Below are 25,979 nucleotides of genomic sequence, written 5' to 3'. Positions count from 1 at the left end.
TTATAGTTAGTAGGTAACTCTGCGAGTTATTATGTGTTGATTTAAGTTTTTAAGTATTTTTAATAAAGACAAATGAACTTGCTTCATTTGTCTTTATTGTTTTAAATTAAATCCATATTTATAAAAAAATCAGCTAAAATGATTTCAAATTTCAAACAAGTTTCTCTAGTTTTATTTCTGTGTTTTTGTACTGCTCAAATACGTTCACAAACCCAAAAGGAAGCGAGTAAACAAACAAAAGATAAATCACATACTTTTTTTTATAAATATAGAGCAGATAATGTTTTTACTGCCGCTTTGGGTACGGCCGTAATTAATGGGGATTACCAAGATCCGTTATTCGAGTTTTATGGTCAAGTAGGTTATAAAAGATATATTAATCCTTATATTAATGTGAATTTTACCTACAACAAATTCAATCTTGCACATAAAAATATTAGTAATAATGGGTACATGTCTTTTGATCTTAATGTAGAAAGTACCATAATGCCAGATCACTTCTTTACACCTTTTATTTTTGCAGGCGCAGGACTTAATGCGTCTAACTATTTTGCAGCAACTGGAATGAAAATACAAGGAGGTCTTGGTCTAGAATATATCATTATGGAAGATTTTGGTATAAAACTGTTTACAGATTATAACCATACTTTTTCAGATGAATTGGATGGAAAAGTGTTTGGAGATGCAAACGATGTGTATTGGAGAATTGCTTTTGGAATAAATTATTACTTTGGTAATTCTAATAAAAAGAAAAAAATACCAAGTAATGAACCAACAATTATTAATTCTAATCCAATAATTCATAATTAACTAAAATACAATTCCTATTTTTGTTGCTCAAAATAGACTCATGAGCCAAGATGTAAGTAAAAGATATGCACAAAGAGGAGTTTCTGCTTCTAAAGAAGATGTGCATAACGCTATTAAAAATATAGATAAAGGTTTATTTCCAAAAGCATTCTGTAAAATTGTTCCAGATTATTTAACGAATGATGATGACTATTGTTTAATTATGCATGCAGATGGTGCAGGAACAAAATCATCTCTAGCCTATATGTACTGGAAAGAAACAGGAGATATTTCTGTTTGGAAAGGTATTGCACAAGATGCACTTATCATGAATATTGACGATTTGCTTTGTGTTGGAGCAACAGACAATATCATGCTTTCCTCTACCATTGGAAGAAATAAAAACCTAATTACAGGCGAAGTGCTTTCGGCAATCATTAATGGTACCGAAGAGCTTATTCAAGACTTAAAAACCTTTGGTGTTACTATTCATTCTACAGGAGGCGAAACTGCAGATGTTGGTGATTTAGTGCGAACTATTATTGTAGATTCCACAGTAACAGCAAGAATGAAACGTACAGATGTTGTAGATAATGCAAACATTAAACCTGGTGATGTTATTGTTGGTTTAGAAAGTTTTGGTCAAGCCACTTATGAGAAAGAATATAATGGAGGAATGGGAAGCAATGGCTTAACTTCTGCAAGACATGATGTATTCTCTAAATATTTAGCAGAAAAATATCCGGAAAGTTTTGATGCTTCCGTACCAGAAGAATTAGTGTACTCTGGAAATATTAAATTAACAGATGCTGTACAAGATTCTCCAATTGATGCAGGAAAACTAGTATTATCACCAACAAGAACCTATGCGCCAATTATTAGTGCCATCTTGTCCAAATACAATAGTGATCGTTTACACGGTATGGTACATTGTTCTGGAGGGGCACAAACTAAAATACTTCACTTTATAGATAATCTACATATTGTAAAAGACAATATGTTTACGGTGCCACCATTATTTAAACTTATTCAAGAACAATCTAAAACAGATTGGAAAGAAATGTACCAAGTATTTAATTGTGGTCATAGAATGGAATTATATGTAACTCCAGAAATAGCCGAAGATATTATCGCTATTTCAAAATCCTTTAATGTGGATGCTAAAATTATTGGTAGCGTAGAAGCTTCAGAAAATAAAAAGCTAACTATTAAAAGTGAATATGGCGTTTTTGAGTATTAATGCATTTATCGATATTAGCGTCTTATTAAAAGCAAGATCTTAATGAGTTTTGAAAAAAAAGCACTGCTTATTATTTCGCTACTCTTATTAGTAATTAATATATATGTTATTTCTGAATACACCTTTTCGGAAAACAGAATATTAAGATTTATAAGCGTATTTGTTTATTTTTTATTATTCCTTTATTTTAAAGGGTATAAAAACAAGGCTATCTTATTCATTTTTGTGAGCTTTTTAATTTCTGCCTTTTTTATGCTTTTTTATGATGATAGAATCTATAATAAGCTAACTTCATTGTTTTCAATTGCTGGTTATTTAGTGTTATTAATTAGCGGATTGAAAAGATTACAATTAAAAAAAGTGAATAAATTTCTTATTGCTTTTTTTGTGGTAATAATTTTTTTAAACTTTTTTTTCTTAGATCAATTACTCACGTTTATAACATATAAACTGCATGACGGCTTGCAACAAATAATACTCTATTTCTATGGTATTGTGCTTATTCTAGCATGTGTTTTTGCCGGAAACTATAATTTCACAGCCAATACTACAAAGGCTATGTATTATATGTCTTTTGTTTTTGGTTTTGCGCTTTCCGATTTTTTTATGGTACTAGCTTATTATTTTAATATTAACCTATTATTTATTCCAGGAATATCTTTTTATCTTTTTGCTTTATTTTTTATGGTACGATATGCTATTGATGATTATAGTGAGGAATATGTGGGATTAGACGACTAACAATAAAAACGAGCTTTCTACCGTTTTCTTGTTAAAAACTGTTAAAAAGATTAAATACTTTGTTGAAGTATTTAAATTCGTATGCTATTAAAATTTACCCATGAAAAAAGTTTTATTCCTACTACTCGTTTTTGCTATTCAATTTACTTTTGCACAATCTGATTCTACGGCTGTAGATACTACCTTTAGAGAAAGTTTTCCTAAATGGAAAAACAAAAACATTGCTACTCTAGATGTAAGTGAGGTCGCTTTTGTTAATTGGAATTCTGGAGGAAGTAACTCTATTTCCGCATTATTAGGTATTGTTAGCCAAGCAAACTATAAATTCAAACACTTTTTTTGGAATAATAATATTAATATCCGCTACGGAATTAATAAACAACAAGAACAAGAGTTAAGAAAAACGGAAGATATTATTGAGGTTAATTCTAGTGTTGGCTATAGAAGCGATAGTTTAACTAATTGGTTTTTTACTTCTAGATTTAATTTTAAAACGCAGTTTACAAATGGGTATACGTATCCAAATACCACAAATGTAATCTCTAAAATTATGGCGCCAGGTTATTTGTTTTATGGCGTAGGTATTGAATATGGTAAAAACATAGAAAAACTTTCTGTTTACTTTTCTCCAGCAACTACTAAATCTACTTTTGTTTTAGATCAAGAGTTAGCAAACGCAGGAGCATTTGGTGTTAAACCAGCTATTTTAGATGAAAATGAAAATGTGATTAAAAATGGGGAGCAAGTACGAAATGAGTTCGGAATACTAATTACAAATGCCTACGAAACAGAAATAGCTACCAATATTTATATGAAACATGCAGTCAACTTTTATACCGATTACCTTAATGGCTTCGGAAACATAGATGTAGACTGGCAAGTGAACTTAGATTTTAAAGTAAATAATTACATTAGAGCGAATCTAGGTTCGCATTTAAAGTATGATAATGATGTGAAAAATCTGATGGCTATTAGTGAAGAAAATGAAGAGGAAGCATATGTAGAAGAAGGAGCCAGAGTACAATGGAAGCAAATTCTAGGTATTGGTGTGGTTGTAGATTTTTAGTGTATACTATTTGCACTTAAGTAGTTGAAGAACTCTAAATCTTTTAAATCTATAATCTGTTTTGTATACCCATTTTTAAGTAAGTAGATAGCATCTGCCGTATCGATAATGTCTTTGTACATATGATCGGTGATGATGATAATTTTATGCTGTTTTTCTTCGGTAATCAGCGTTTTTAGTTTCTCTATATAAAGCGGGGCAATATGAGAAAAAGGCTCATCTAATAAAATAATTTTACTTTTCCCTTTTAGTATTAAATAGGTTTCTACTAAACGACGTTCTCCGCCAGAAAGCAAATGGATCTTACTGTTTTTGTATTTTGAAAAACCTTCAAAAGTAGTCGTGAAAGTTTCCCAAGATACCTCTAAAATTTTAAAAATGGTTTTCAGTTTTAAGCCTTTCGGAACAAAATTGTATTGTGGTAATAAACTAACGCTTTTAGTTAAGTACAAAGGTTTTGTAATCGGTTTGCTATCTATTCTTACTAGTTTATATTTAGGTTGTAATGCACCAAATATTATTTGTAGTAAACAACTTTTTCCGCAACCATTACTGCCAAGAATAGCAGTAACTTTTCCTGTTTCTGCTTTCAGATAAATTCCGTTTAACACTAACTTATTGGAAAAGGAAAGCTCTACATTATCTATCTCTAAAATCATAGTATTGTTTTTGCTATTAGAAGAAAAGGAACAGATAGAATAACATCCATAATAAATATAGAAGCATATAATTTAAAAGTAGAAATACCAGCATTTTTATAAAACACTAAATTGGTTTTTGCTTTTGTTTCTCGAATATAATACCATAGAAATATGGTAAGAAGTAGCTTTAGCAATACAAGAACAGCAATATTGCTTCCTGCTAAAACATTAATTATAAACGACCAGAGAAGGAACGGTTTGTAAAAAATAAAAATAAGTTTTAGCGATTTCATGTCTCCTAATTAAAGCGTTTTTTCTGGTATTACTAAATACATTTAGAAAGGTTTAACAATATATCAAGCAAAACCTTTTATCAAGAATATAAAAGCAAGAGATACAGAACAATCTATTAAAAATAAAATACTGAGTAGTTTTAGGTTAGAAACGCCAACCATTTTATAAAAGCCAATTCTTCTTCTAACGCTAGCATCTTTTAGTAATAACCAAAATAAAATAACTACAAACAACTTGGTTAAAATAGTGAGTGCAAAGCTTTGGCTGACTATTAAAACAAGAAGGTTTATAGAAAAAGACCACAGAAATAGTGGTTTGTAATATGCAAGTATTCCTTTTAGCAGTTTCATGAGTACTATTAAAACGCAAAAGTGCACTAATTATTTTCATAACAATATTGCTAGTCTATACACTATATAAAATCCATAAATTATCGTATTTTTGGCATACAATTTTTTAGAAGATAGATGTTAGATAAATTACAAATAGTAAAACAACGTTTTGATGAGGTTAGTGATTTAATCATTCAACCAGATATTATTACCGATCAAAAGCGTTATGTAGAGTTAAATAAAGAATACAAAGACTTACGCCTTTTAATGGATAAACGTGAGCAATATATAGAGTTTACAGATAATTTAGCAGAAGCAGAAGCGATTATTGCAGATGGTAGTGATGCCGAAATGGTAGAAATGGCTAAAATGCAATATGACGAAGCCAAAGAAGGTATTCCTAAGTTAGACGATGAGATTCGTGTTCTTTTAATTCCTAAAGATCCGCAAGATTCTAAAAATGCGGTGGTAGAACTGCGTGCAGGAACTGGTGGAGATGAAGCTAGTATTTTTGCTGGAGATTTATTCAGAATGTATACCAAATACTGCGAAGGTAGAGGATGGAAAGTAGATACTGTAGATTATAGTGAAGGTACCAATGGCGGTTTTAAAGAAATTCAATTTGAAGTTACCGGTAATGATGTGTACGGAACTTTAAAATTTGAAGCTGGTGTACATCGTGTACAACGTGTACCACAAACCGAAACACAAGGTCGTGTACATACTAGTGCAGCAACGGTTATGGTATTTCCAGAAGCCGAAGAGTTTGATGTAGAAATAAACCCAAAAGATGTGCGTATCGATTTTTTCTGTTCTTCAGGACCAGGAGGACAATCAGTAAATACAACGTATTCTGCAGTGCGTTTAACGCACGTTCCAACCGGATTGGTAGCACAGTGTCAAGACCAGAAATCACAACATAAAAATAAAGAGAAAGCATTTAAAGTATTGCGTTCTCGTTTGTATGATATGGAGTTGGCTAAGAAAAATGAAGAAGATGCCGCTTTACGTGGTACCATGGTAACTTCTGGAGATAGAAGTGCTAAAATTAGAACGTACAATTATTCACAAGGTCGTGTAACAGATCACCGAATTGGATTAACACTTTACGATTTACAAAATATTGTAAATGGCGATATTCAAAAAATTATAGACGAATTACAACTAGCAGATAACACAGAGAAGTTAAAAGCGAGTGACGAACACCTTTAATTATAAGCCTCTTTTTTGAGGCTTTTTTAATGACAAATAAAAATGATTTGTCATTCCGCACTGGATGCGGAATCCACTAATAATAAAAATAGATTCTGCGTCGTAGCGCAGAATGACAAAATATTATCGATGAACACAAAAGAACTTGTAAATCAGATCCAAAAAAAGAAATCCTTTCTATGTATAGGATTAGATGTCGATGTGAATAAAATTCCGCAACATCTTTTAAAAGAAGAAGATCCAATATTCGCGTTTAATCAAGCGATTATAGATGCAACACATCATGTATGTGTGGCGTATAAACCAAATACCGCTTTTTATGAAGCGTACGGATTAAAAGGATGGAGAGCTTTAGAAAAGACTATCCATTATTTAAACGAAAAGCATCCGGAAATCTTTACGATTGCAGATGCAAAACGTGGTGATATTGGTAATACAAGTACGATGTATGCCAAAGCTTTTTTTGAAGATTTAGCTTTTGATAGTGTAACGGTTGCTCCATATATGGGAAAAGATTCCGTAGAGCCATTTCTAGCTTTTGAAAATAAGCATACTATTATGTTGGCTTTAACGTCTAATGAAGGTGCTTTCGATTTTCAAACCAAGCAAGTAGAAGGGAAAGAATTATACAAACAGGTTTTAGAAACCTCTAAAAACTGGAAAAATTCGGAAAACCTAATGTATGTAGTCGGTGCTACTAAAGCGGAGTATTTTGCGGAAATTAGAAAGATTGTTCCAAATAGTTTTTTACTAGTTCCAGGCGTTGGTGCACAAGGTGGAAATTTACAAGATGTTTGTAAATATGGAATGAATGAACAAGTTGGTTTACTAATAAATTCTTCTAGAGGAATTATTTACGCTTCCAAAGAACTAGATTTTGCAGATGCAGCTGCAAAAAGTGCAAAAGAACTGCAATCGCAAATGGAAGCATTACTGGCATTGCAAAGAACGAAGCAGTCTTTTTAAATGCAACTAAAAGATCAAATAGGAAGACAATTACATTTTAAATCCGTTCCAAAACGAATTGTCTCCTTAGTGCCTTCTCAAACCGAATTATTATACGATTTAGGTTTAGAATCTTCTATTGTTGGTATTACTAAATTTTGTGTACATCCAAAGCATTTACTAAAAACAAAAACGATTGTTGGTGGTACAAAGCAAATCCATCTAGAAAAGATAAAAGCACTACGACCAGATATTATTCTATGCAATAAAGAGGAAAATACAAAGGAGATTGTTGCTGCTTGTAGTGAAATTTGTATGGTGCATGTTTCCGAAATTGAAACCATTTCCCATTGTATAGAAATGATTCAGCAATATGGCGAAATCTTCAGTAAGAAGGAGGAAGCCTTAAATGTTTCAGAGAAAATTCAAAATAATTTAAAAGATTTTCAAAACGATATTCAAGCAAAACCGACTTTAAAGGTAGCGTATTTCATCTGGAAGAATCCTTTTATGGTTGCTGGTAAAAATACCTTCATTGATTATTTATTACAATTAAATAAATTTGAAAATGTTTATGCAGATTTAGGAAGGTATCCGGAAATTGAAATGCAGCAAAATAAAGAAGTAGATGTGGTCTTTTTGTCTAGTGAGCCGTATCCTTTTAAAGAAAAACATATAGAAGAATTAGGAGCGTACTATACTAATGCCAAAATACAATTAGTAGATGGCGAAATGTTTTCATGGTATGGTTCTAGACTTATTAAGTCTTTTAGTTATTTTAAGAAGCTACATGTAAGTCTTTAGTATACTTTTTCTTGTATACTACTTCCACAAACTGTATTGCTTTTTTATCCGTAGATCCTAGGCTTAATAACTTGTTTAAATTTGGTTTTATTTTTCCAACCTTGCAAAATTGTGCGCTCATAACTTGTTCTTTATATAAAGTACGAGTTTTCTTCGCGTTTGGATTTTAAGCAAAGGTTAAATAAAAGGTAAATTAAGAAATTACAGAATGTGCTGTATCTCTAGATAGGTATTTTAACTTGTTTAATTTACCTAGAAGTTTAATGGCTCTGTATTCAGAAATATCACTTAATGCGTGATCTGTTTGCCTTAAATTGTAAGCTTGCTCGATAAGGTTTTTGTATTTCTTATCGAGTTTGCTTTGATGCTTTTTTATTAATTCATTGTTGTTCATTGTAGTAATGTGCTATTAATCAATTAAATATACATTATTTATATTTAATTTAAACGTGTATTATTAAATTTAACAAAAAAAAAAGGATTCTTTTAAATCCAACTTTAAAAATCTAATTTGCTTGTAGAAAATAATAGGCTTGGCGTACTTTATATATTCAAATTGACTATTGTTCTTCCTTTTAATTTTCCTTTTAGCATGAGCGCCATTTTTTCGTTTAAATCACCTAAAGATATTTCTGTAGCTGCATCTGTTAATCTATCCGTTTTCCATTCGTTAGCTAATTTCTCCCATACTTTTTCTCTATATTTCATTGGGTAATTTTGAGAATCTATTCCTATTAATGTGACTCCTCTTAATATAAAAGGAAATACGGTTAAATCTAGTTTTGGAGATGCAACATTTCCGCAGCAAGTCACAATTCCCATTGGGAAAGTAGCTTTAATAATATTTTGAAGAATTGTTCCTCCAACCGTATCTATACCACCAGCATAAAGTGGTTTTAAAAGTGGTTTTTTATCCATGTTCTCGAAATCTTCCCGCATAATAACTTCATCTGCTCCTAGATTTTTCAAAAAATCAATTTCAGATTCTTTCCCTGTAATGGCAACTGTTTTATATCCTAGTTTTTTTAAAATCAGGAGACTCATAGAACCTACACCACCTGTAGCGCCCGAGACAACTATTGGTCCATCTTCTGGTCTTACAAGTTCACTTAATCTTAATACAGACATTCCAGCTGTTAATCCGGCTGTACCAATAGTCATCGCTTCTTTCATAGAAAGATTTTCTGGTAGCTTAACTGCCCAATCTGCAGGTGCTTGCACGTATTGCGCAAAACCTCCATCCGTATTCATTCCTAAATCATAACTGGTAACAATAACTTGGTCTGAAACTTTAAATTTAGACGATTTAGAAGAAACAACGGTTCCAACGGCATCAATACCTGGCGTGTGCGGGTAATTTCTAGTTACTCCTTTATTTCCTGAAGCAGACAAAGCGTCTTTGTAGTTTAAAGAACTATAGTGTACTTTTATGCGTATTTCTCCTTCGGGTAAATCAGAAAAAGGCATGTCTTTAATGGAAGAAACATAGTTGCCATCATTATCTTCTACTCTAAAAGCTTTGTATGTTGTTTGCGTATTCATAGTTGTTCTTTTATTTGTTTTACTTAATTTTACATTAAATTTCGTTAAAAATGTGCTGATATGCAAGAGCTTACATTTTTTGCGCATACGAACATTTTGTGCTGTTTTGTCTGTTTATAAGGCGTTTAAGAATAAAAAAAAATGAAAAAAAGTTATTGTCCAATAGATACATTTATAAATACGATTAAAGGAAAAAGGAAAGGAACTATAATTTTACATCTTTTTCAAGGAGATAAAAGATATAGTGAGTTGGTGAGATTAATGCCAGATATTAGCGAACGAATGATTACCAAACAGCTAAAAGAATTAGAAGTAGATGGATTAATCAATAGAACAGCATTTCCTGAAGTTCCTCCAAGAGTAGAATATAGTTTAACAAAATTAGGTAATGAAATTCATCCTGTTTTGAAAGGAATGTATAAAGGCGGTTTACTTTTTGAAGAAAGTATTAGTAGTTTATAAGTTTCATTTGTTGGTTGAAGTTATTGAATACGAAAGGAAGTGTCGTTGCGACAAACAACTAATAAATAAAAAGCCTTTCAAGAATTATTTCTTCAAAGGCTTTTTATGTTTAATTAATCGAGTAGTCTAAAAGTTCTTCTCTTTAGGAAGGATGTAAGATGAGACTAATCCTGCAAAGCAAAAACTTTACGTAATAAATCGGTAGTTCTAGAAGAAGATTTACTTCTTATTTCTTGTTCTTCTACGGCAATCATTTTATAAACGCCATTTAAAGCTTCACCAGTAACATAATCTGTTAAGTCTGGATTTACATTACTTGTAAAAGGAATCGCGTTATACTTGTTAATTAAATTCGCCCAAACCTGATCTGCACCAACTTTACTAAAAGAGTTTTTAATAACAGGATTAAATTTAGCATATAAAGCGGTTTGCGTTTTGCTTGTTAAGTATTGTGTCGCAGCATCATTTTTACCAAGTAGAATGTTTTTTGCATCAGCAAAAGTAATGTCTTTAACCGCATTAACAAAAATAGGAGTCGCTTCACTTACCGCGTCTTCTGCAGCTCTGTTTAATACTTTTAACCCTTCATCAGCTAAACTACTTAGTCCAATATCACGTAGTGCTTTGTCTACTTTTTGTAATTCTTCAGGTAGAACTATTTTTACCAATTCATTTTTAAAAAAACCGTCTTTCTGGGTTAATTTGGTTACTTGTTTGTCAATACCAAGTTCTAACGCTTCTCGCAAACCAGAGCCAATTTCAGATTCAGAAAGAGAACCAACCTCTTCAGGTAATTGGTCTATTACTTGTTGTAATTCTGCGCATGCAGTAAAATTTAAAATAATAACTAAGGCTAATATTTTTTTCATAATTTATATTTTTTGGATGTAAAGATACTTATTCTTATGGCGTATTTTTAGTGAAATTTTGTTTTGATATGAAATTAAAATTACGCATTCAAAATAACTAATGAAACTAATTGTAAAGTAACTTAAGATTTTTACTAGAAACCAAAATGTCAATAAAAACCGCGTTTTCCGTTATATCTTTTTGCGAAAAACAAAAAGGATGTCACTGCAACCGCTCACGCAAATAGTAACTACGAGAAAATAACCGTTTTATTATTATATACCATTACCTTTCTTTTAATATGAAGTTTAATAGCATTGGCTAAAACTATTTTTTCTAAATCACGTCCTTTTGCTATTAAGTCTTCAATAGCATGTGTGTGGGAAACACGAGCGACATCTTGCTCTATAATTGGTCCGGCATCTAATTCCTCAGTAACATAATGACTGGTTGCTCCAATAATTTTAACACCTCGTTTATAGGCCGAATGATACGGTTTTGCGCCAACAAAAGCGGGTAAAAACGAATGATGAATATTTATAACCTTATTGTTATACTGACTAATTATTTTGCTAGACACTATTTGCATATAACGAGCAAGTACAATAAAGTGGATGCCAAATTCTTTACATAGTTTTAATTGCTGTTCTTCGGCTTCTGCTTTGGTGTCTTTGGTTACCGGAATATGATAAAACGGAATATTAAAGCTATCTGCAATAGGCTTTAAAGTATTGTGGTTACTTATAATAAAAGGAATATCTACATCTAGCTCTCCAGAATTATAACGGCCTAAAATATCATACAAACAATGATCATATTTAGAAACAAATAATGCCATTTTTGGTTTGTTTTCTGCGGAATATATTCGCCATTTCATTTTAAATTGTTCGGCCAAATTAGACTTGAAATTTTCCTTGAAAGCTTCCGTATTAAAAGAGGCTGCTTCAAATTCCCCTTCTAAACGCATAAAGAAAATATCTTGCTCTCTATCCACGTGCTGATCTATGTAAACAATATTTCCTTTATTATTCGCAATAAAATTAGTGACAGTTGCAATGATTCCAGACTGGTCCTTGCAGTTTATAAGTATGGTTAGTTTTTTCATGTTTGTTTTCCGCGAAAGCGAGAATTTTTTATATTTTTATTTCCGTAAAAGTAAAAATCTAATAACGAAATAGTTATACTAAATTACTCTAAAAATTTCAGGTTGGCTTTTTGTTTTTAACTTTTAGATAATTACAGATTATAGAGCGATATTTTTGAATATTCCGTAAATTGCAAGCCTAAAATAGATTATATTTTAAGAATGAAACATGCATTTCTTTTTTTTGAAAGTATAGAAAGATAGAAATGCGTGTAACATCTTTTAAATAAAAAGCAATAGAAACCATAAGATGACACAAGCAACACCATACAAACCAAAATATAAAGTAAGAATAGTTACGGCAGCAGCATTATTTGACGGTCATGATGCATCCATAAATATTATGCGTCGTATTATTCAATCTACAGGAGTAGAAGTGATCCATTTAGGTCACGATAGAAGTGTAGATGAGGTTGTAAATACAGCCATTCAAGAAGATGCAAATGCTATTTGTTTAACTTCTTACCAAGGTGGACATAACGAGTATTTTAAATATATGTACGATCTTTTAAAAGAAAGAGGTGCAGAACACATCAAGATTTTTGGTGGTGGTGGTGGTGTAATCCTTCCGTCTGAAATTAAAGAATTAATGGATTATGGTATTGCACGTATTTACTCGCCAGATGACGGTCGTGCGATGGGATTACAAGGTATGATTAACGATTTGGTAGAGCAATCTGACTTCGCTATTGGTGATGTTTTAAATGGGGAATTAGATATTTTACCATCTAAAAATGCAAGAGCAATTGCTAGAGTGATTTCTTCTGCTGAAAACTTTCCAGAAGTTGCAAAAGATACTTTAGATAAAATTCATAAAAAAAATAAGAATTCTAAAACACCGGTTTTAGGAATTACAGGAACTGGAGGGTCTGGAAAATCCTCTTTAGTCGATGAATTGGTTCGTCGTTTTTTAGTGGATTTTCCAGAAAAAACAGTTGGTTTAGTTTCCGTCGATCCTTCCAAACGTAAAACAGGAGGAGCGCTTTTAGGAGATCGAATTAGAATGAATGCCATTAATTCGCCAAGAGTATATATGCGAAGTTTGGCTACTCGTCAATCTAATTTAGCATTGTCAAAATATGTAAATGAAGCAGTACAAGTTTTAAAAGCTGCGGAATATGATTTGATTATTTTAGAAACTTCAGGAATCGGACAATCAGATACCGAGATCATGGAGCATTCCGATGTTGCATTATATGTAATGACTCCAGAATTTGGTGCTGCAACGCAATTGGAGAAAATCGACATGTTGGATTTTGCCGATTTAGTTGCCATCAATAAATTTGATAAACGTGGTTCTTTAGATGCGTTACGCGATGTGAAAAAACAATATATGCGTAATAATAATCTTTGGGATGTGCATCAAGATGATTTACCTGTTTATGGTACCATCGCTTCGCAATTTAATGATCCGGGGATGAATACGCTGTACAAAGCGATTATGGATAAGTTGGTAGAAAAAACAGCTTCCGATTTAAAATCGACGTTCCATATTTCTGACGAGATGAGCGAGAAGATTTTCGTTATTCCTCCTTCTAGAACGCGTTACTTATCTGAAATTGCAGAGAGTAATCGTGCGTATGATAAAACAGCAAGAACACAAGAGGAAGTTGCTCAGAAATTATACGGAATTTATAAAACATTAGAATCTGTTTTAGATGCCACACCAGTTTTAGATAAAGCAGGAATTGCTTCAGAATCGATTACTTCTACGGAAGACAATAAAGATTTTGTTAGATTATTAGTTGGCGAATTTGATAGAGTAAAACTAAACTTAGATCCGTACAACTGGGAAGTAATTACCGGTTGGGACGAAAAAGTAAACAAATATAAAAACCCGATTTATAGCTTCAAAGTAAGAGATAAAGAAATTAAAATAGAAACGCATACCGAGTCATTATCGCATTTACAAATTCCAAGAATAGCGCTTCCAAAGTATCAAGCTTGGGGAGATTTATTAAAATGGAGTTTGCAAGAAAACGTACCAGGAGAATTCCCATATACTTCCGGGTTATATCCTTTTAAACGTACAGGAGAAGATCCAGCACGTATGTTTGCAGGGGAAGGTGGACCAGAAAGAACGAATACACGTTTTCATTATGTAAGTGCAGGTTTGCCAGCAAAACGTTTGTCTACCGCTTTTGATAGTGTGACGCTTTACGGAAACGATCCAGATTTGCGTCCGGATATTTACGGTAAAATTGGTAATGCAGGAGTTTCTATTTGCTGCTTAGATGATGCTAAAAAACTGTATTCTGGTTTCGATTTAGCAAATGTAATGACCTCTGTAAGTATGACTATTAACGGTCCTGCTCCAATGTTACTAGGCTTTTTTATGAATGCTGCCATTGATCAACAATGTGAGTTTTATATTAAAGAGAATGGTCTTGAAAAAGAAGTGGAAGCTAAAATTGCTAAAATTTATAAAGATAAAACGCGTCCTTTTTATAATGGCGAGTTACCAGAAGGAAATAATGGTTTAGGGTTGATGCTATTAGGTGTTACCGGAGATCAAGTATTACCAGCAGATGTGTATGCCGAGATTAAAAAGAATACGATTGCTCAGGTTAGAGGAACCGTTCAAGCAGATATTTTAAAAGAAGATCAAGCGCAAAATACTTGTATTTTCTCTACCGAATTCGCATTGCGTTTAATGGGAGATGTGCAAGAGTATTTTATCGAGAATAATGTGCGTAACTTTTATTCGGTTTCTATTTCTGGATATCATATTGCAGAAGCAGGAGCAAACCCAATTACACAATTAGCGTTGACTTTATCTAATGGTTTCACGTACGTGGAATATTATTTAAGTCGTGGCATGGACATCAATAAATTTGGTCCAAATCTATCGTTCTTTTTCTCTAACGGAATTGATCCAGAATATGCAGTAATTGGTCGTGTAGCAAGAAAAATTTGGGCGAAAGCAATGAAGCATAAATATGGTGCAAATGCAAGAGCGCAAATGTTGAAATACCATATTCAAACTTCCGGACGAAGCTTACACGCGCAGGAAATTGACTTTAATGATATTCGTACCACGCTTCAAGCATTGTATGCTATTTATGATAACTGTAACTCGTTACATACCAATGCGTATGATGAAGCGATTACAACACCAACGGAAGAATCGGTTAGACGTGCCATGGCAATTCAACTAATTATTAATAAAGAATTAGGTTTAGCTAAAAATGAAAATCCAATTCAAGGATCTTTCATTATTGAAGAATTAACCGATTTAGTAGAAGAAGCTGTGTTGTTAGAATTTGATAGAATTACAGAAAGAGGTGGTGTTTTAGGTGCTATGGAAACTATGTACCAACGTTCTAAAATTCAAGAAGAGAGTTTATATTACGAAACATTAAAACATAACGGGAAGTTCCCAATTATAGGTGTAAATACCTTCTTGAGTTCTAAAGGATCTCCAACCGTTATTCCTAAAGAAGTTATTCGTGCAACGGAAGAAGAGAAGCAATTTCAAATTAAAACTTTAGAAAGCCTTCATAAAGCAAATGATACAGAAGCATTGTTAAAAGATTTACAACATAAAGCGATTAACAATGAGAATATCTTTGAAGCCTTGATGGATGTTTGTAAAGTATGTAGTTTAGGAGAGATTACGGAGTCGTTGTTTGAAGTAGGCGGACAATATAGACGTAACATGTAAGTAGAGAGCCGCTTTTCATTTTTCATGAAAAGCGTGCGAATCACTTATCCCGAACTCGTTTCGGGATCTCTAAAAAAAAAATAGAACAAACCACTTTTCATGTTTTTTGAAAAGTGGTTTATTCGTTTAAATAAAAAAACAAAGAACATGGCATTTAAACATATTTTCAAGGCCAAAACGCAATGGTCTTCTAGTAAAGGAGAAAGTACATTAGATGCTAGAAGCTACAATAGAAATCACACAGTAAGTATAAAAGGAAAATCAGAACCTTTAAAAGTGTCTTCTGCAAAAATTTTTAGAGGAGATGATGCACTTTATAATCCAGAAGATATGCTGTTAAGTGCTGTTTCTTCTTGCCATATGATGTCTTATTTTTATGTGTGTTCGCAAAACGGAATAGAAGTAGTTGCTTATGAAGATCAAGCAGAAGGTGTTTTAGAAGTGGATAATAAAGGAAAAGGACAGTTTGTTTCCATGCAATTAAATCCTGTAGTTGTAGTTAGTAAACAGGAAATGGTGGAAAAGGCAGAAAGCCTTCATGAGCAAGCAAATGCGTTATGTTTTATTGCTAATTCCTGTAATTTTCCAATCTCTCATCGCGCAACGATACAAGTAAAGTAGTGTTGTTTTTGGAGTTTGTTAAACAAAATTTAGTTTAGGATTTCAAAAATATAAAAACGCAAAGCTTTGTATTTGTTTGCTTTAGGTTGTGTTAAAATAGTAAAAAACATTAAATCACGACAAAAATACGTATATTTGTGTAAAATGTCATAGTTATGAGAAATTACAAACTTGAAAATGCAATAAAAGATTTGGCAAACGAGCCAGAGGCCTTTTATAATTTGCAAAACAAATATGATAGAATCATTAGTGTTTTAGGTGGTAGTTTACAGGTTGGGCAAACCATTTCTAATGATTTTGATCTCATAGAGATTACTCGTAAAGGTTTACCGAAATCTGTAGTACATACTATAAGCAGTCTACTTGGTATTTCTATGGAAAAAATGAGTGCATTAATTCATGTTTCCCATCGTACCATCCAACGAAAAAGTGATGAAGAGTTATTAAATGTATATCCTACAGAACAAATTTTAGAGATAGCAGAAGTGATTTCTAGAGGTATCGAAGTGCTTGGTACTCTAGAAGCATTTACTTCATGGTTACACAGTGAAATACGGGTTTTAAACTACCAAAAACCTATAAATTTTCTAGATACCAGTTTTGGTACTAGTCTAATTAAAGATACGCTTGGTCGTATTGAATTTGGTGTTTATTCTTAAAACCATTCTTTTGAAAATTTACAGAATAGCAAAAAAGCAATATCTAGAAGATGTATCTGGAGAAGGAGCACGATTATATGGTGGAAGATGGAATAAAAAAGGGTATCCCATGGTTTATTTTTCCGAAAGCTTATCCTTGGCTGTTTTAGAAATTTTAGTGCATATAGATTTTAAATTTTTAACCAACGATTTTGGTTATTTAGAAGCGGAAATTCCGGACCTTCTAATTTCTCCGAAGCAAAAAGAAATCGAACTAGAAGAAAGTTGGCGTGAAAATCCGCCTTCTAATTATTCTATGCAATATGGGACAGATTGGCTTAAAGCGAATAAAAGTCTAGCAATAGAAGTTCCTTCTGCCATTTTACCAATGAGCAAAAATATTTTGGTAAACCCAAGGCATCCGCTGATTAAAGAAGTTAAAATTATAAAAACAGGAGTTTTAGATGTCGACTCTAGGGTTTTTCAGAAAAAATAATGGTTGAAACATGCATCTTTTTATAAATTGTCTCGTCTACTATATGAACTTAAAAAATAGAGGTCATGAAAAACACAGAATGTACTTGCAACTGTGATAGTTGCTCCAAAGGAAATTGTCAAAATTGTACTTGCGCTAATTGCACATGTACGAATTGCAACTGTTAAGCTATTACTAATAGAAGAAATTAACAACGCTAATTGTAGTAAATTTATACTGTGATTAGCGTTATTTATAGAATATCCTTATGAAAACTCAAGACATTTGGCAATTGCATGCAGACGATATTAAATTCTTTATTTTAAGTAAAGTGAAGGATGCCGTTATTGCTGAAGATTTAGTACAGGAAACCTTTATAAAAGTACACACAAAGCTAAATACATTAAAAAACGAAGAAAAGATGAAGTCTTGGTTGTTTACAATAGCCAGACATACGGTTTTAGATTACTTTAGAAATAAAAAATTAGTATATGAAACCACAGAAGAAGATTTTATTTTTGAAGAACAAAAGTTAGAACATACAGAAGCAGATTGTTTGCAAGGTATTATTAAAAGCTTACCTAAAAAGTATAGAGATCCCTTGTTTTTAAGTGACATAAAAGGACTAAAACAAGCGCAAATAGCCGAACAACTACATGTGCCATTATCTACGGTGAAGTCACAAATACAACGGGCTCGTAAAATGATAGCGCAAGGGTTTGTAGACTGTTGTGACTTTGTAATAAATGAAGAAGGTTATTTAGTTGGAGAAATCAAAGAGAAAGCAGACTGCAAAATGTGTCATTAATACGTACCTTTGTGCAAAATTAAGGCGAGTTACTACGCTTTACAACTTACAAATTTACTTAGCATGTCCTTTAAAAAATTAAACCCAGTACTAAAAGAAGCTTTAGAAACCTTAAATTATGAAGCGCCTTTACCTTTTCAGAAAGAAATATTACCAAAGATAAAAGGGGGAGCAAATGTATATGGATTAGCACCAAAAGGTTCAGGTAAAACGACAGCTTTAATCATTGCCATCATTCATAAGTTAAAAGCAGAAGCTTTTGAAGACTCTCCTAGAGCATTGGTTATTGTAAAAGACAAGCAAGCAGCATTAGATTTAAAAGAGGAGTTTGAGAAGTATATGAGGTATATGGATTTAAGAGTCTATGCAGCTTATGATGAGCAAACTTTAGATCAACAGCGCGAGGAAATTTATTATGGTGTAGATGTTTTAGTAGCAACACCAAAACGTTTAAATAAGCTGTATTTTATGAATAGTTTGCATTTAGGGCAACTTAAAATATTAGCTTTAGATGATGCAGAATTTTTAATACGAAACAATTACCATAACGATGTTTTGCGTGTTACAGAAAGTTTAGCAAAATGTCAATATGTGCTTTTAGCAGAAAAAATGCATCCAAAATTTGAGCAACTGAAGGATACTATTATGTATAATTCGCAAATAGTATCGGCAAAATAATTACAAAGTAAGCATCCAGCTATTTTGTAGTTTTTTAAAAACTTTAAGTTCTCTTCTTAAAATAGGAATATACTCCTTACCATTACTATTGCATTTTTCTAAGCGCTTACAATGGCTATATAGTCTATTGGTAAGTTGTCTTACAGAAGCAATATGTTTGTGCTTTTTATCGGAAAAGCGTTCCATTTCGGCATTAATAATTTCTGGAGCAAGAGAAAGAGAATGTCTCACAATATCCCCAGAAAAATAAATATTTGCATCTTCAGAACCATCTTCTTTTAAGTATGCTAAATCTTGATTTAGATACGTAGATATACTTCTAGACAACAGAAAAATATGCAAGGCCTGCTTGTATATAGGTAAGTCTGAAAGATGTGATGGAATATGCGCTAACATGATATTTTTTCGATTACCATCAAATTTAGTCACAAGAAAGTATTAAATACTTTCGTTTTTAAAGTAAAGATGTATATTTGCTTTAGAAATTAAAATGTTTTGACCTAATACTTTAAAAATGAGCTTAGATAATCTTAACTGGAATATTTTGAAGTGTTTGCAGGAAAATTCGCGACAATCTAATGCGGCAATTGGTAGGCAAGTTGGTATCACTTCTCCAGCAGTTTCCGAGCGTATTAAGAAGATGGAAGATTTGGGGATTATTCAAAATCATATCACCTTAATTTCTCCTTTTGAGGTTGGTTATCAGCTAAAAGCACTTATTACTTTGCGTGCTTTTATGGGAAAACTAAAGCCGTTTCTTGAAAAAGTAAAAACCTTTGATGAGGTTATTAATTGCTACAGAATTACAGGCGATGAAAATATTGTAATGGAAGTGATTTTAAAAAATCAAAAACATTTAGAAACATTTATCGACCAACTTATTGTGTATGGCGAAAGCAAAACCCAAATTATCCTTTCGCATGTAGTGAAGAATAATGCTATTAATAAGATTTAAATTCGGGAAGTAGTATATAAATCTTATTAATAGCTTGTTTTATTTTATTGCGCACTATTTTTATTCTTCATGTAGATCTTTAAAAACAGGAATAAAAAAGCACAAACACTTCCTAGTGCAGCCATAATATACCAGGTTTTATTAAAACCAAATCCATCCACAGATCGCATTCCTGCGTTATGTCCAAAAATATGTGCTATAGAAAATGCTATAGAATATAAGGCCATGTATTCTCCTTGATTTCCTTTTTTAGCACGTTGCATTGCAAAGGCATTTGAAAACGGAAAAGCAATCATTTCGCCAACGGTCATTAAGAACATTCCAATAATTAATATTCCAGACCAAGTGGTTAGATTTAAAACCAAAAAGCTTAACGCAGTTAATGTTACACCAAAAAGCATTAAACCAGATTTCGTATATTTCGAGTTCTCGAGCCATTTAATTAAAGGCATTTCTAGTAGAAAAATAAAAAAGCCGTTTGCACCTAAAAGCAAGCCTATTTGCAATTCGGTAAGCATGTGCGTTTCTCTGTAATAAATTGGCATGGTAGAAAAGTATTGTAGAAAAATAAAACCAAACAAAAACATAGCTACTAGAAAAATTAAGAAAGGTTTGTCATTATATGCAGAATCTGGATTTTCTACAATAATATTATCCAGTACTTTAGCTTTTTTAGGGTTTAATACAAGAATAAGTACTATTGTTGCTAAAATACAAGTAATACCATCTACCCAAAATAAACCACTATAATTCATTTTTGTTATAATAAGTCCGCCAACAGCTGGTCCTGCAGAGAAACCTAAGTTTATGGCAAGACGAATTAACGTTACACTTCTAGTTTTATTTTCTGGTTTACTATATGCGCTTAAAGCAACAAACATTGCAGGTCTAAACATATCTGCAACTAGCATGACTAGAAAAATACCAACACATAAAGAGGCAAAAGTATTTAAAAACTGAAGCGCTACAAATAGTATTCCTGTGAGCAATAAACTTCTAACCATTACTTTATAATAACCAATTTTGTCTGTTAATTTTCCTCCCAACCAAGATCCAGCGACAGAACCTAAACCAAAAGCAGACATAATCCATCCTACATCTTTATACGTAAAGTGTAAATCTTCTATAAGATATAAGGATAGAAAAGGAATAACCATGGTTCCTGCTCTATTAATTAAAGTAATCAGTGCGAGCCACCAAACTTCTGTAGAGAGACCTCTAAAAGTATTTATGTAGTTATGGAATAGTTTTTTCATATTGGTTGGTTTTAATGGTTTCTTGGTTTATTTCATTAGCAAAAAGGGTACTTCGTTATTAGACCTAAAATAAAAAAGTCCAACTACGAAGTTGGACTTTTAATATTGTATTAATTGATATTTATATCATCATAATATATAAGTAGCCCAGCCTGCATTTCTACAAGAGGTATATTGCTTATAATTAGTAATGACTAAATTCATTTTATTTATAATTTGATGATTCAAAGCTAAACAAAATAATTAGAAGTTGTATTTTTAAGCCGAAAAATAATACCATGAAAAATTTATTCTATCTATTTATATTTATATCCGCTTTAAGTTGTGCTCAAGAAAAACAGCCTTTATTAGGAGATACCGATTGGCAACGAGAACAGAATGCCGATTTCAAAGACGCTTCTAAATCGCCTTTAAAAAGTAAAGACAGAAAGGCTTTTAGAACATTAGACTTTTTTAAGTTTGATGCTAAGTTTGTGGTAACTGCCACATTGGAAAGAACACCAGATTCGGAATGGTTTAAAATGAAAACAACTACAGATCGTGTTTCTAAAGAACGTGTTTATGGGGTTTTATCTTTTCAACTAAACGGAAAAAACTATCGTTTGGATATTTATCAAGGACAAGATTTAATGCAAAAAAAAGGTTTTGAGGATTATTTATTTCTTCCGTTTATAGATAATACGAATGGCGATACTACCTATGGTGGCGGACGATATATTGATTTGCGAATTCCGGAAGGAGATACTTTAACGCTTGATTTTAATCAGGCATACAATCCGTTTTGCGCGTATAATGAAAAGTTTTCTTGTCCAATTGTACCTAGAAATAATTATGTAGATGAAAGTATAGAAGCAGGAGTGAAGGCTTTTGTGAAGTAGTTTTAAGTATTGCGTGGCAGTAGGTGAAAATGGCTTCGCATTTTAGGTCAAACTCTCCGATTCCGTTAAAACGGAATCACCTCTCTTTAGCTAAAGAGAGGAGTTGGTGTGGTTTTAGTGTTCAGTAATCAGTGCTCATCTTAAATCTATAATCTTCCGTCTTCCAACTTCAATCCCGTTTTACTTCGCTAAATACATTCCTGAAAAAACAGCTAAAAATCCTAAAACAAAACTAGCAATGGTATAAATAGCGAAACTAGTGAAATCTCCAGATTTTAAAAACAGATGATTTTCATAAGCAAAGGTTGAAAAAGTTGTAAAACCACCACAAAATCCTGTAGCTAATAATACGGTTTGGTTAGAAGATAAACTATTATTTTTAATTGCATATCCTAGAATTAAGCCAATTAGTAAACTACCTAAAATGTTTGCTAAAAAAGTTCCGTACGGAATTCCGTTTTCTGTATTATTTAAATACTTTCCAATAATATAACGTAATACACTACCAAAACCGCCACCAACAAATACGAGTAATAAATTCTTCATTTAACAAATATACTACCTAATAGATTACGATAGAATTAATTTTTAAAACATGTTAACCTTTTTAGTTTTTGATTATTAAAATTTGAATTCCGTTAATTCATTCTCCTTAATACACTGGTTTAGCCTAAAGGCGTAATCCGAAAAGCCTAAGAATAGAGTAGGTATATCTTAAATTAAAAAATCATGGAAAAATTAAGCGAAAAGCAACTATTGGTTGCAAGACAAGAATTTAGACCTTATTTAACCTCTGGAAGTAAAACGCTTTCAAAATTAAAACTAAAAACACCGCTAAGTGCTTTTAAACAACAGCTAAATACCACTTTTGAATCTTTAGGTTGTGTTGGTTATAACGCGGTAAAGAAGCAATTAACAGCAACTGTAAATATTAAAAGAGCAACAGGATATTCTGGGGATTTATGTGCTAATGGATCACATGAATATGTGCGATTTTATTTAGACTATCAAGATGGTGCTGGTTGGGAAGATATGGGAGTTGTAGGTTTAAATGTGCATGACATTCCAACAAAAAAAGATTGTCAAGGAGAAAATGAAAAGCCAATGAGCTATGTGGTTAGGTTGAATATTAATCCGAAAAAGAAATATTGTACAATACCAAACTTACCATTAGTAAGAGCTGTTCTTGCTTGGAATACAATTCCAGAGCCAAACGATCCAAACTTAACAAAAGGAACTTATGTTTGGAGTGATAAAAAAGATGCTAGAATTCAAATAGCACCATTACAATTTTTTATTCCAAACTTTCCAGTTTTAGAGATTGATGAATTGTTACATGCTGCAATCTTAAATCCAAATTTGTCCTTAAATACGATTGCCTTTGATAAGCCGGAACACATTTCAGCATTACAAAAAGCAAAACACACTATTATTCCTAAAGACTTACCATTTAATGCTCTTGTAAATTTATATGCAAAAGATAAAATTGAACCATACCGGTTTGGTTATAAGTTGTTGGATAAGATTCAAAATACTGCGTTTACAAACAATGTTAGTGATATTTCAAATTTATTCGAAATGAACAATATCTCATTATCTGACAGTTTAATTCATTTAAATACTCTTAATTGTAATACAAACTACGAAGAGTTAGTTTGTGTTGGAGCAGATTATAATAGAGAAGCTTTAGTAGGAACGGTTAAAGTGAAAAAATCTTCGGGTTATAGCGGAAGTCTTTGTAGTAGCGGAAGTAAAGAGTACGTGTCTTTCTGGGTGCAAACCGAAGAAAATTGTGAATGGGTTCACGCGGGAACCTCTTCTGTTGCTGTATATGACATTGATGATATGCCAAGTGAAGGCTTGTTTTATTCGGTAGTTTTACCTTATAATTTTCAAGATTTAAAAAGAAATTGTAATACACCAAATGTTCTAAAAGTACGGGCTGTATTGTCATGGAATGTGCCACCAACAGATAGGAATTGCTCTAATTGGGGAAATATTGTAGAGTCTTACATTCAATTAAAACCTAGGGATGCATGGCATGGTATTGGTCCAAAACTAACCGTTATTGGTGGTGTTAGAGTGGAAGATATTGGTAATGATGGTTTAACAAAACCAGGAATTTTCTTTGATTATTATGATACTCCAGTGCCTTATGATAATTGTGCTTTTGCTAGATTAATAATGGTAGAAGCCAAAACAAATGCATTTGCTGGGCAGAAATATAAAATTAGAATAGATAATCTTACTACGGGAGAAAGTAATTATCTAAACAAATCATTTAAATTAGATGATAATTCAGAATCTATAGCGAACGCAGCTAATGAATATACCTATTATGGGGATGCCACTAACAATGAAAATAATATTGTTGCAAGGTTCTACCCAGGAAATAATGATTTGTTAAGAATTACATTAGAGCATTTAGATGGTTCTACTCCAGATAGCCAAGTAATTCAAATGGATAACACGATTCCAGGTTTAACTTTGGATATCATTAATTATGGTGAATGTTCTCATTTTGTAAAAGGAAGTCCTATTTCGGGAAGTTTTTCTGTGGAAGAAACGCATTTAGAAGAGTTCCATTTACATACTAGTTTAACAGATGCTTCTAGTTTTACTGTAGCAAGTGGAACAGCATCAATAAGTGACGAGCCCTTTACTGTTGCTACTTCTAGTACTAAAAACTGTGGGGAAATAACTTTAACTGCAAAACATCGCGTAATTCTTGACAGTCAAAGAATATATCCAGCAATACATATTAGAAAAATTGTTTGTCTAAAGGACGTGGTTTAACAACCAGAAAATTAATTTAAAATAGAAAAGCAGCTCAAATTGAGCTGCTTTTCTATTTTAAATTAATAGGATGAATGAATTATTTTATAGGATAGTAAATATCTGTTTGAATATCTTCTGGTTTTACCGTTGTAGGATCATTAACATAAAGTTCCCAAACAGAGGTTCCGTTCATTTCTAATTTATTGTCCTGCATATATTTTCCAATGGCAGTGTGTGCTTCATAATCACCAGAACCATAATTACCATATTTTGCAATTTTAACTGCATTTCCTTCTGGCACATTAAAAGAAGTCATTCCTTGTGCCGGAGCTAATTCTTTTTTTAATAATAAACCAATATAGAATTCTGCTTCTTTAGTTTCTTCGTCCCATTTGGTGTAATAGGTACCAGGAATAAAATCTTCGGAAGTTAATTTACGCATGGCATAAGCACCAGCTTTTGGCATGAATTCGGTAAATAGATTGGTCATTTCTTCTGGAGACAAATCGGTAGTAGTATTCTGTTTATACCCTATAAATTTTTGAGCAGGAATAGCGACTTCAACAACGTCATCTAATCTATAATCAACTTTCGGTATTTTTTTAAATTCTTCGGTTACTATATTATCTAGTTTATTAAGTCCTTTATTAAACATAATTCCTAGGTTTTTTTCCATTCCTCCTTGCGCTACAGCAAACGCTTTAAACATAAAGTTCATTTTGTCATGTTTCATTCCCCAAGTTACTTCTGTGCCATTTTCAACTTCATTAAAAATCCAATACACATCATTGGGTTCCATGCCGGCAAAAGATATTTTTTGATCTATAGATTTATTTGGTGTTACGGCTACTGTTTCCATATAGCCCGGTCCTTCTGTACCTTCCCAGGAATAGTTCCCTCCAATTCCAGCGGTTTTTTCAGGATAGGTAATGGTCATGTCAGGATCTTCTGCTTTCCACGGCCCCCAATTTTCCCAGTTTTTAAAGTCGTTAATTTGGTGGAAAACCATAGCTACTGGAGCTTTAATTAATTTGGTTCGTTTTACATCATAACTATTTGGTTGTACAGCTACATAAACTGAAAAACCGACAATTAAAATCAGTAGTAAAAAGAGAACGTATTTAAAAGTTTTCATTATTTGTTTATTTGATATAGTACCAAATATAA

The 25,979-nt window shown here is 32.2% G+C and carries 28 protein-coding genes; 17 read left to right on the top strand and 11 right to left on the bottom strand.

Annotated features, from left to right (window positions below; genetic code table 11):
- Positions 1-138 precede the first annotated feature (138 nt).
- The 4 genes from ACVCXO_RS07375 to ACVCXO_RS07360 all read left to right on the top strand — a co-directional run bounded on the left by ACVCXO_RS07375 (position 139) and on the right by ACVCXO_RS07360 (position 3,836).
- Positions 139-810 carry a Curli production assembly/transport component CsgG gene (locus ACVCXO_RS07375; RefSeq protein ID WP_452228950.1) on the top strand — a complete coding sequence of 224 codons (672 nt, stop codon included), beginning with the start codon at positions 139-141 and terminating at the stop codon, positions 808-810.
- 40 nt (positions 811-850) lie between these two features.
- On the top strand, positions 851-2,029 hold the full coding sequence (locus ACVCXO_RS07370; RefSeq protein ID WP_452228949.1) for an AIR synthase related protein: 1,179 nt from the start codon (positions 851-853) through the stop codon (positions 2,027-2,029).
- Between the two features lie 42 nt (positions 2,030-2,071).
- Positions 2,072-2,770 (top strand): hypothetical protein, encoded by a 699-nt coding sequence (locus ACVCXO_RS07365; protein WP_452228948.1) that lies wholly within the window; start codon positions 2,072-2,074, stop codon positions 2,768-2,770.
- A gap of 100 nt (positions 2,771-2,870) precedes the next feature.
- A complete protein-coding gene (locus ACVCXO_RS07360; protein ID WP_452228947.1) occupies positions 2,871-3,836 on the top strand; it encodes a DUF3078 domain-containing protein in 966 nt (321 codons plus the stop codon).
- Here ACVCXO_RS07360 and ACVCXO_RS07355 read toward each other — a convergent pair.
- Positions 3,833-4,495: an ATP-binding cassette domain-containing protein gene (locus ACVCXO_RS07355; protein WP_452228946.1), complete on the bottom strand. Its 663-nt coding sequence runs from the start codon at positions 4,493-4,495 to the stop codon at positions 3,833-3,835. The genes ACVCXO_RS07360 and ACVCXO_RS07355 overlap by 4 nt on opposite strands.
- A gap of 338 nt (positions 4,496-4,833) precedes the next feature.
- Positions 4,834-5,121, bottom strand: coding sequence for a hypothetical protein (locus ACVCXO_RS07350; protein ID WP_452228945.1), 288 nt, complete (start codon positions 5,119-5,121; stop codon positions 4,834-4,836).
- 117 nt (positions 5,122-5,238) lie between these two features.
- Between ACVCXO_RS07350 and prfA the strand changes: the two genes are divergently transcribed.
- The 3 genes from prfA to ACVCXO_RS07335 all read left to right on the top strand — a co-directional run bounded on the left by prfA (position 5,239) and on the right by ACVCXO_RS07335 (position 8,064).
- Positions 5,239-6,315: a peptide chain release factor 1 gene (gene prfA, locus ACVCXO_RS07345; RefSeq protein WP_055445507.1), complete on the top strand. Its 1,077-nt coding sequence runs from the start codon at positions 5,239-5,241 to the stop codon at positions 6,313-6,315.
- Between the two features lie 129 nt (positions 6,316-6,444).
- Positions 6,445-7,281, top strand: a complete 837-nt coding sequence (gene pyrF / locus ACVCXO_RS07340; RefSeq protein ID WP_452228944.1) for an orotidine-5'-phosphate decarboxylase — start codon at positions 6,445-6,447, stop codon at positions 7,279-7,281.
- Positions 7,282-8,064 (top strand): ABC transporter substrate-binding protein, encoded by a 783-nt coding sequence (locus ACVCXO_RS07335; protein ID WP_452228943.1) that lies wholly within the window; start codon positions 7,282-7,284, stop codon positions 8,062-8,064. It begins immediately after the preceding gene.
- Here the strand turns inward: ACVCXO_RS07335 and ACVCXO_RS07330 are convergent.
- The 3 genes from ACVCXO_RS07330 to ACVCXO_RS07320 form a co-directional block, all read right to left on the bottom strand.
- Positions 8,039-8,185 carry a hypothetical protein gene (locus ACVCXO_RS07330; protein WP_452228942.1) on the bottom strand — a complete coding sequence of 49 codons (147 nt, stop codon included), beginning with the start codon at positions 8,183-8,185 and terminating at the stop codon, positions 8,039-8,041. The two genes, ACVCXO_RS07335 and ACVCXO_RS07330, sit on opposite strands and share 26 nt — an antisense overlap.
- A gap of 72 nt (positions 8,186-8,257) precedes the next feature.
- A complete protein-coding gene (locus ACVCXO_RS07325; protein ID WP_452228941.1) occupies positions 8,258-8,458 on the bottom strand; it encodes a Lacal_2735 family protein in 201 nt (66 codons plus the stop codon).
- 149 nt (positions 8,459-8,607) lie between these two features.
- On the bottom strand, positions 8,608-9,606 hold the full coding sequence (locus tag ACVCXO_RS07320) for a YhdH/YhfP family quinone oxidoreductase (protein ID WP_452228940.1): 999 nt from the start codon (positions 9,604-9,606) through the stop codon (positions 8,608-8,610).
- 141 nt (positions 9,607-9,747) lie between these two features.
- On the opposite strand from ACVCXO_RS07320, the gene ACVCXO_RS07315 reads away from it, so the two are divergent.
- On the top strand, positions 9,748-10,068 hold the full coding sequence (locus tag ACVCXO_RS07315) for a winged helix-turn-helix transcriptional regulator (protein WP_452228939.1): 321 nt from the start codon (positions 9,748-9,750) through the stop codon (positions 10,066-10,068).
- Positions 10,069-10,232: 164 nt separating this feature from the next.
- On the opposite strand, the gene ACVCXO_RS07310 is transcribed toward ACVCXO_RS07315, so the two are convergent.
- Positions 10,233-10,937: a DUF4197 domain-containing protein gene (locus ACVCXO_RS07310; RefSeq protein ID WP_452228938.1), complete on the bottom strand. Its 705-nt coding sequence runs from the start codon at positions 10,935-10,937 to the stop codon at positions 10,233-10,235.
- A gap of 230 nt (positions 10,938-11,167) precedes the next feature.
- Positions 11,168-12,022, bottom strand: coding sequence for a formyltetrahydrofolate deformylase (gene purU, locus ACVCXO_RS07305; protein ID WP_452228937.1), 855 nt, complete (start codon positions 12,020-12,022; stop codon positions 11,168-11,170).
- Positions 12,023-12,311: 289 nt separating this feature from the next.
- Between purU and ACVCXO_RS07300 the strand changes: the two genes are divergently transcribed.
- The 6 genes from ACVCXO_RS07300 (at position 12,312) to ACVCXO_RS07275 (ending at position 18,945) form a co-directional block, all read left to right on the top strand.
- Positions 12,312-15,725, top strand: coding sequence for a methylmalonyl-CoA mutase family protein (locus ACVCXO_RS07300; RefSeq protein WP_452228936.1), 3,414 nt, complete (start codon positions 12,312-12,314; stop codon positions 15,723-15,725).
- A gap of 147 nt (positions 15,726-15,872) precedes the next feature.
- Positions 15,873-16,346: an OsmC family protein gene (locus tag ACVCXO_RS07295; protein ID WP_452228935.1), complete on the top strand. Its 474-nt coding sequence runs from the start codon at positions 15,873-15,875 to the stop codon at positions 16,344-16,346.
- Between the two features lie 155 nt (positions 16,347-16,501).
- Positions 16,502-17,005 carry a type II RES/Xre toxin-antitoxin system antitoxin gene (gene parS / locus ACVCXO_RS07290; RefSeq protein ID WP_452228934.1) on the top strand — a complete coding sequence of 168 codons (504 nt, stop codon included), beginning with the start codon at positions 16,502-16,504 and terminating at the stop codon, positions 17,003-17,005.
- Between the two features lie 10 nt (positions 17,006-17,015).
- Positions 17,016-17,480 (top strand): RES family NAD+ phosphorylase, encoded by a 465-nt coding sequence (locus ACVCXO_RS07285; RefSeq protein ID WP_452228933.1) that lies wholly within the window; start codon positions 17,016-17,018, stop codon positions 17,478-17,480.
- A gap of 247 nt (positions 17,481-17,727) precedes the next feature.
- A complete protein-coding gene (locus tag ACVCXO_RS07280) occupies positions 17,728-18,267 on the top strand; it encodes a sigma-70 family RNA polymerase sigma factor (RefSeq protein ID WP_452228932.1) in 540 nt (179 codons plus the stop codon).
- Positions 18,268-18,330: 63 nt separating this feature from the next.
- Positions 18,331-18,945: a DEAD/DEAH box helicase gene (locus ACVCXO_RS07275; RefSeq protein WP_452228931.1), complete on the top strand. Its 615-nt coding sequence runs from the start codon at positions 18,331-18,333 to the stop codon at positions 18,943-18,945.
- On the opposite strand, the gene ACVCXO_RS07270 is transcribed toward ACVCXO_RS07275, so the two are convergent.
- Positions 18,946-19,341 (bottom strand): hypothetical protein, encoded by a 396-nt coding sequence (locus ACVCXO_RS07270; RefSeq protein WP_452228991.1) that lies wholly within the window; start codon positions 19,339-19,341, stop codon positions 18,946-18,948.
- Positions 19,342-19,459: 118 nt separating this feature from the next.
- Here ACVCXO_RS07270 and ACVCXO_RS07265 point away from each other — a divergent pair, with 118 nt between their 5' ends.
- On the top strand, positions 19,460-19,900 hold the full coding sequence (locus tag ACVCXO_RS07265; RefSeq protein ID WP_452228930.1) for an Lrp/AsnC family transcriptional regulator: 441 nt from the start codon (positions 19,460-19,462) through the stop codon (positions 19,898-19,900).
- A gap of 44 nt (positions 19,901-19,944) precedes the next feature.
- Here ACVCXO_RS07265 and ACVCXO_RS07260 read toward each other — a convergent pair whose 3' ends face one another.
- Complete coding sequence (locus ACVCXO_RS07260) at positions 19,945-21,156, bottom strand: MDR family MFS transporter (protein ID WP_452228929.1); 1,212 nt, start codon at positions 21,154-21,156, stop codon at positions 19,945-19,947.
- A 278-nt stretch (positions 21,157-21,434) separates the two neighbouring features.
- On the opposite strand from ACVCXO_RS07260, the gene ACVCXO_RS07255 reads away from it, so the two are divergent.
- A complete protein-coding gene (locus ACVCXO_RS07255) occupies positions 21,435-22,034 on the top strand; it encodes a DUF1684 domain-containing protein (protein ID WP_452228928.1) in 600 nt (199 codons plus the stop codon).
- Positions 22,035-22,214: 180 nt separating this feature from the next.
- Here ACVCXO_RS07255 and crcB read toward each other — a convergent pair whose 3' ends face one another.
- On the bottom strand, positions 22,215-22,580 hold the full coding sequence (gene crcB, locus ACVCXO_RS07250; RefSeq protein WP_452228927.1) for a fluoride efflux transporter CrcB: 366 nt from the start codon (positions 22,578-22,580) through the stop codon (positions 22,215-22,217).
- A 183-nt stretch (positions 22,581-22,763) separates the two neighbouring features.
- On the opposite strand from crcB, the gene ACVCXO_RS07245 reads away from it, so the two are divergent.
- Entirely contained in the window at positions 22,764-24,830 is a 2,067-nt protein-coding gene (locus tag ACVCXO_RS07245; RefSeq protein ID WP_452228926.1) for a hypothetical protein, read from the top strand.
- 79 nt (positions 24,831-24,909) lie between these two features.
- Here ACVCXO_RS07245 and ACVCXO_RS07240 read toward each other — a convergent pair whose 3' ends face one another.
- A complete protein-coding gene (locus ACVCXO_RS07240; RefSeq protein ID WP_452228925.1) occupies positions 24,910-25,947 on the bottom strand; it encodes an SRPBCC family protein in 1,038 nt (345 codons plus the stop codon).
- Positions 25,948-25,979: the final 32 nt, after the last annotated feature.

The sequence above is a fragment of the Lacinutrix sp. MEBiC02404 genome, from assembly GCF_053601575.1.
Note: the sequence above shows the minus strand (reverse complement) of the source record. Positions and strands in the feature narration are given on the sequence as shown.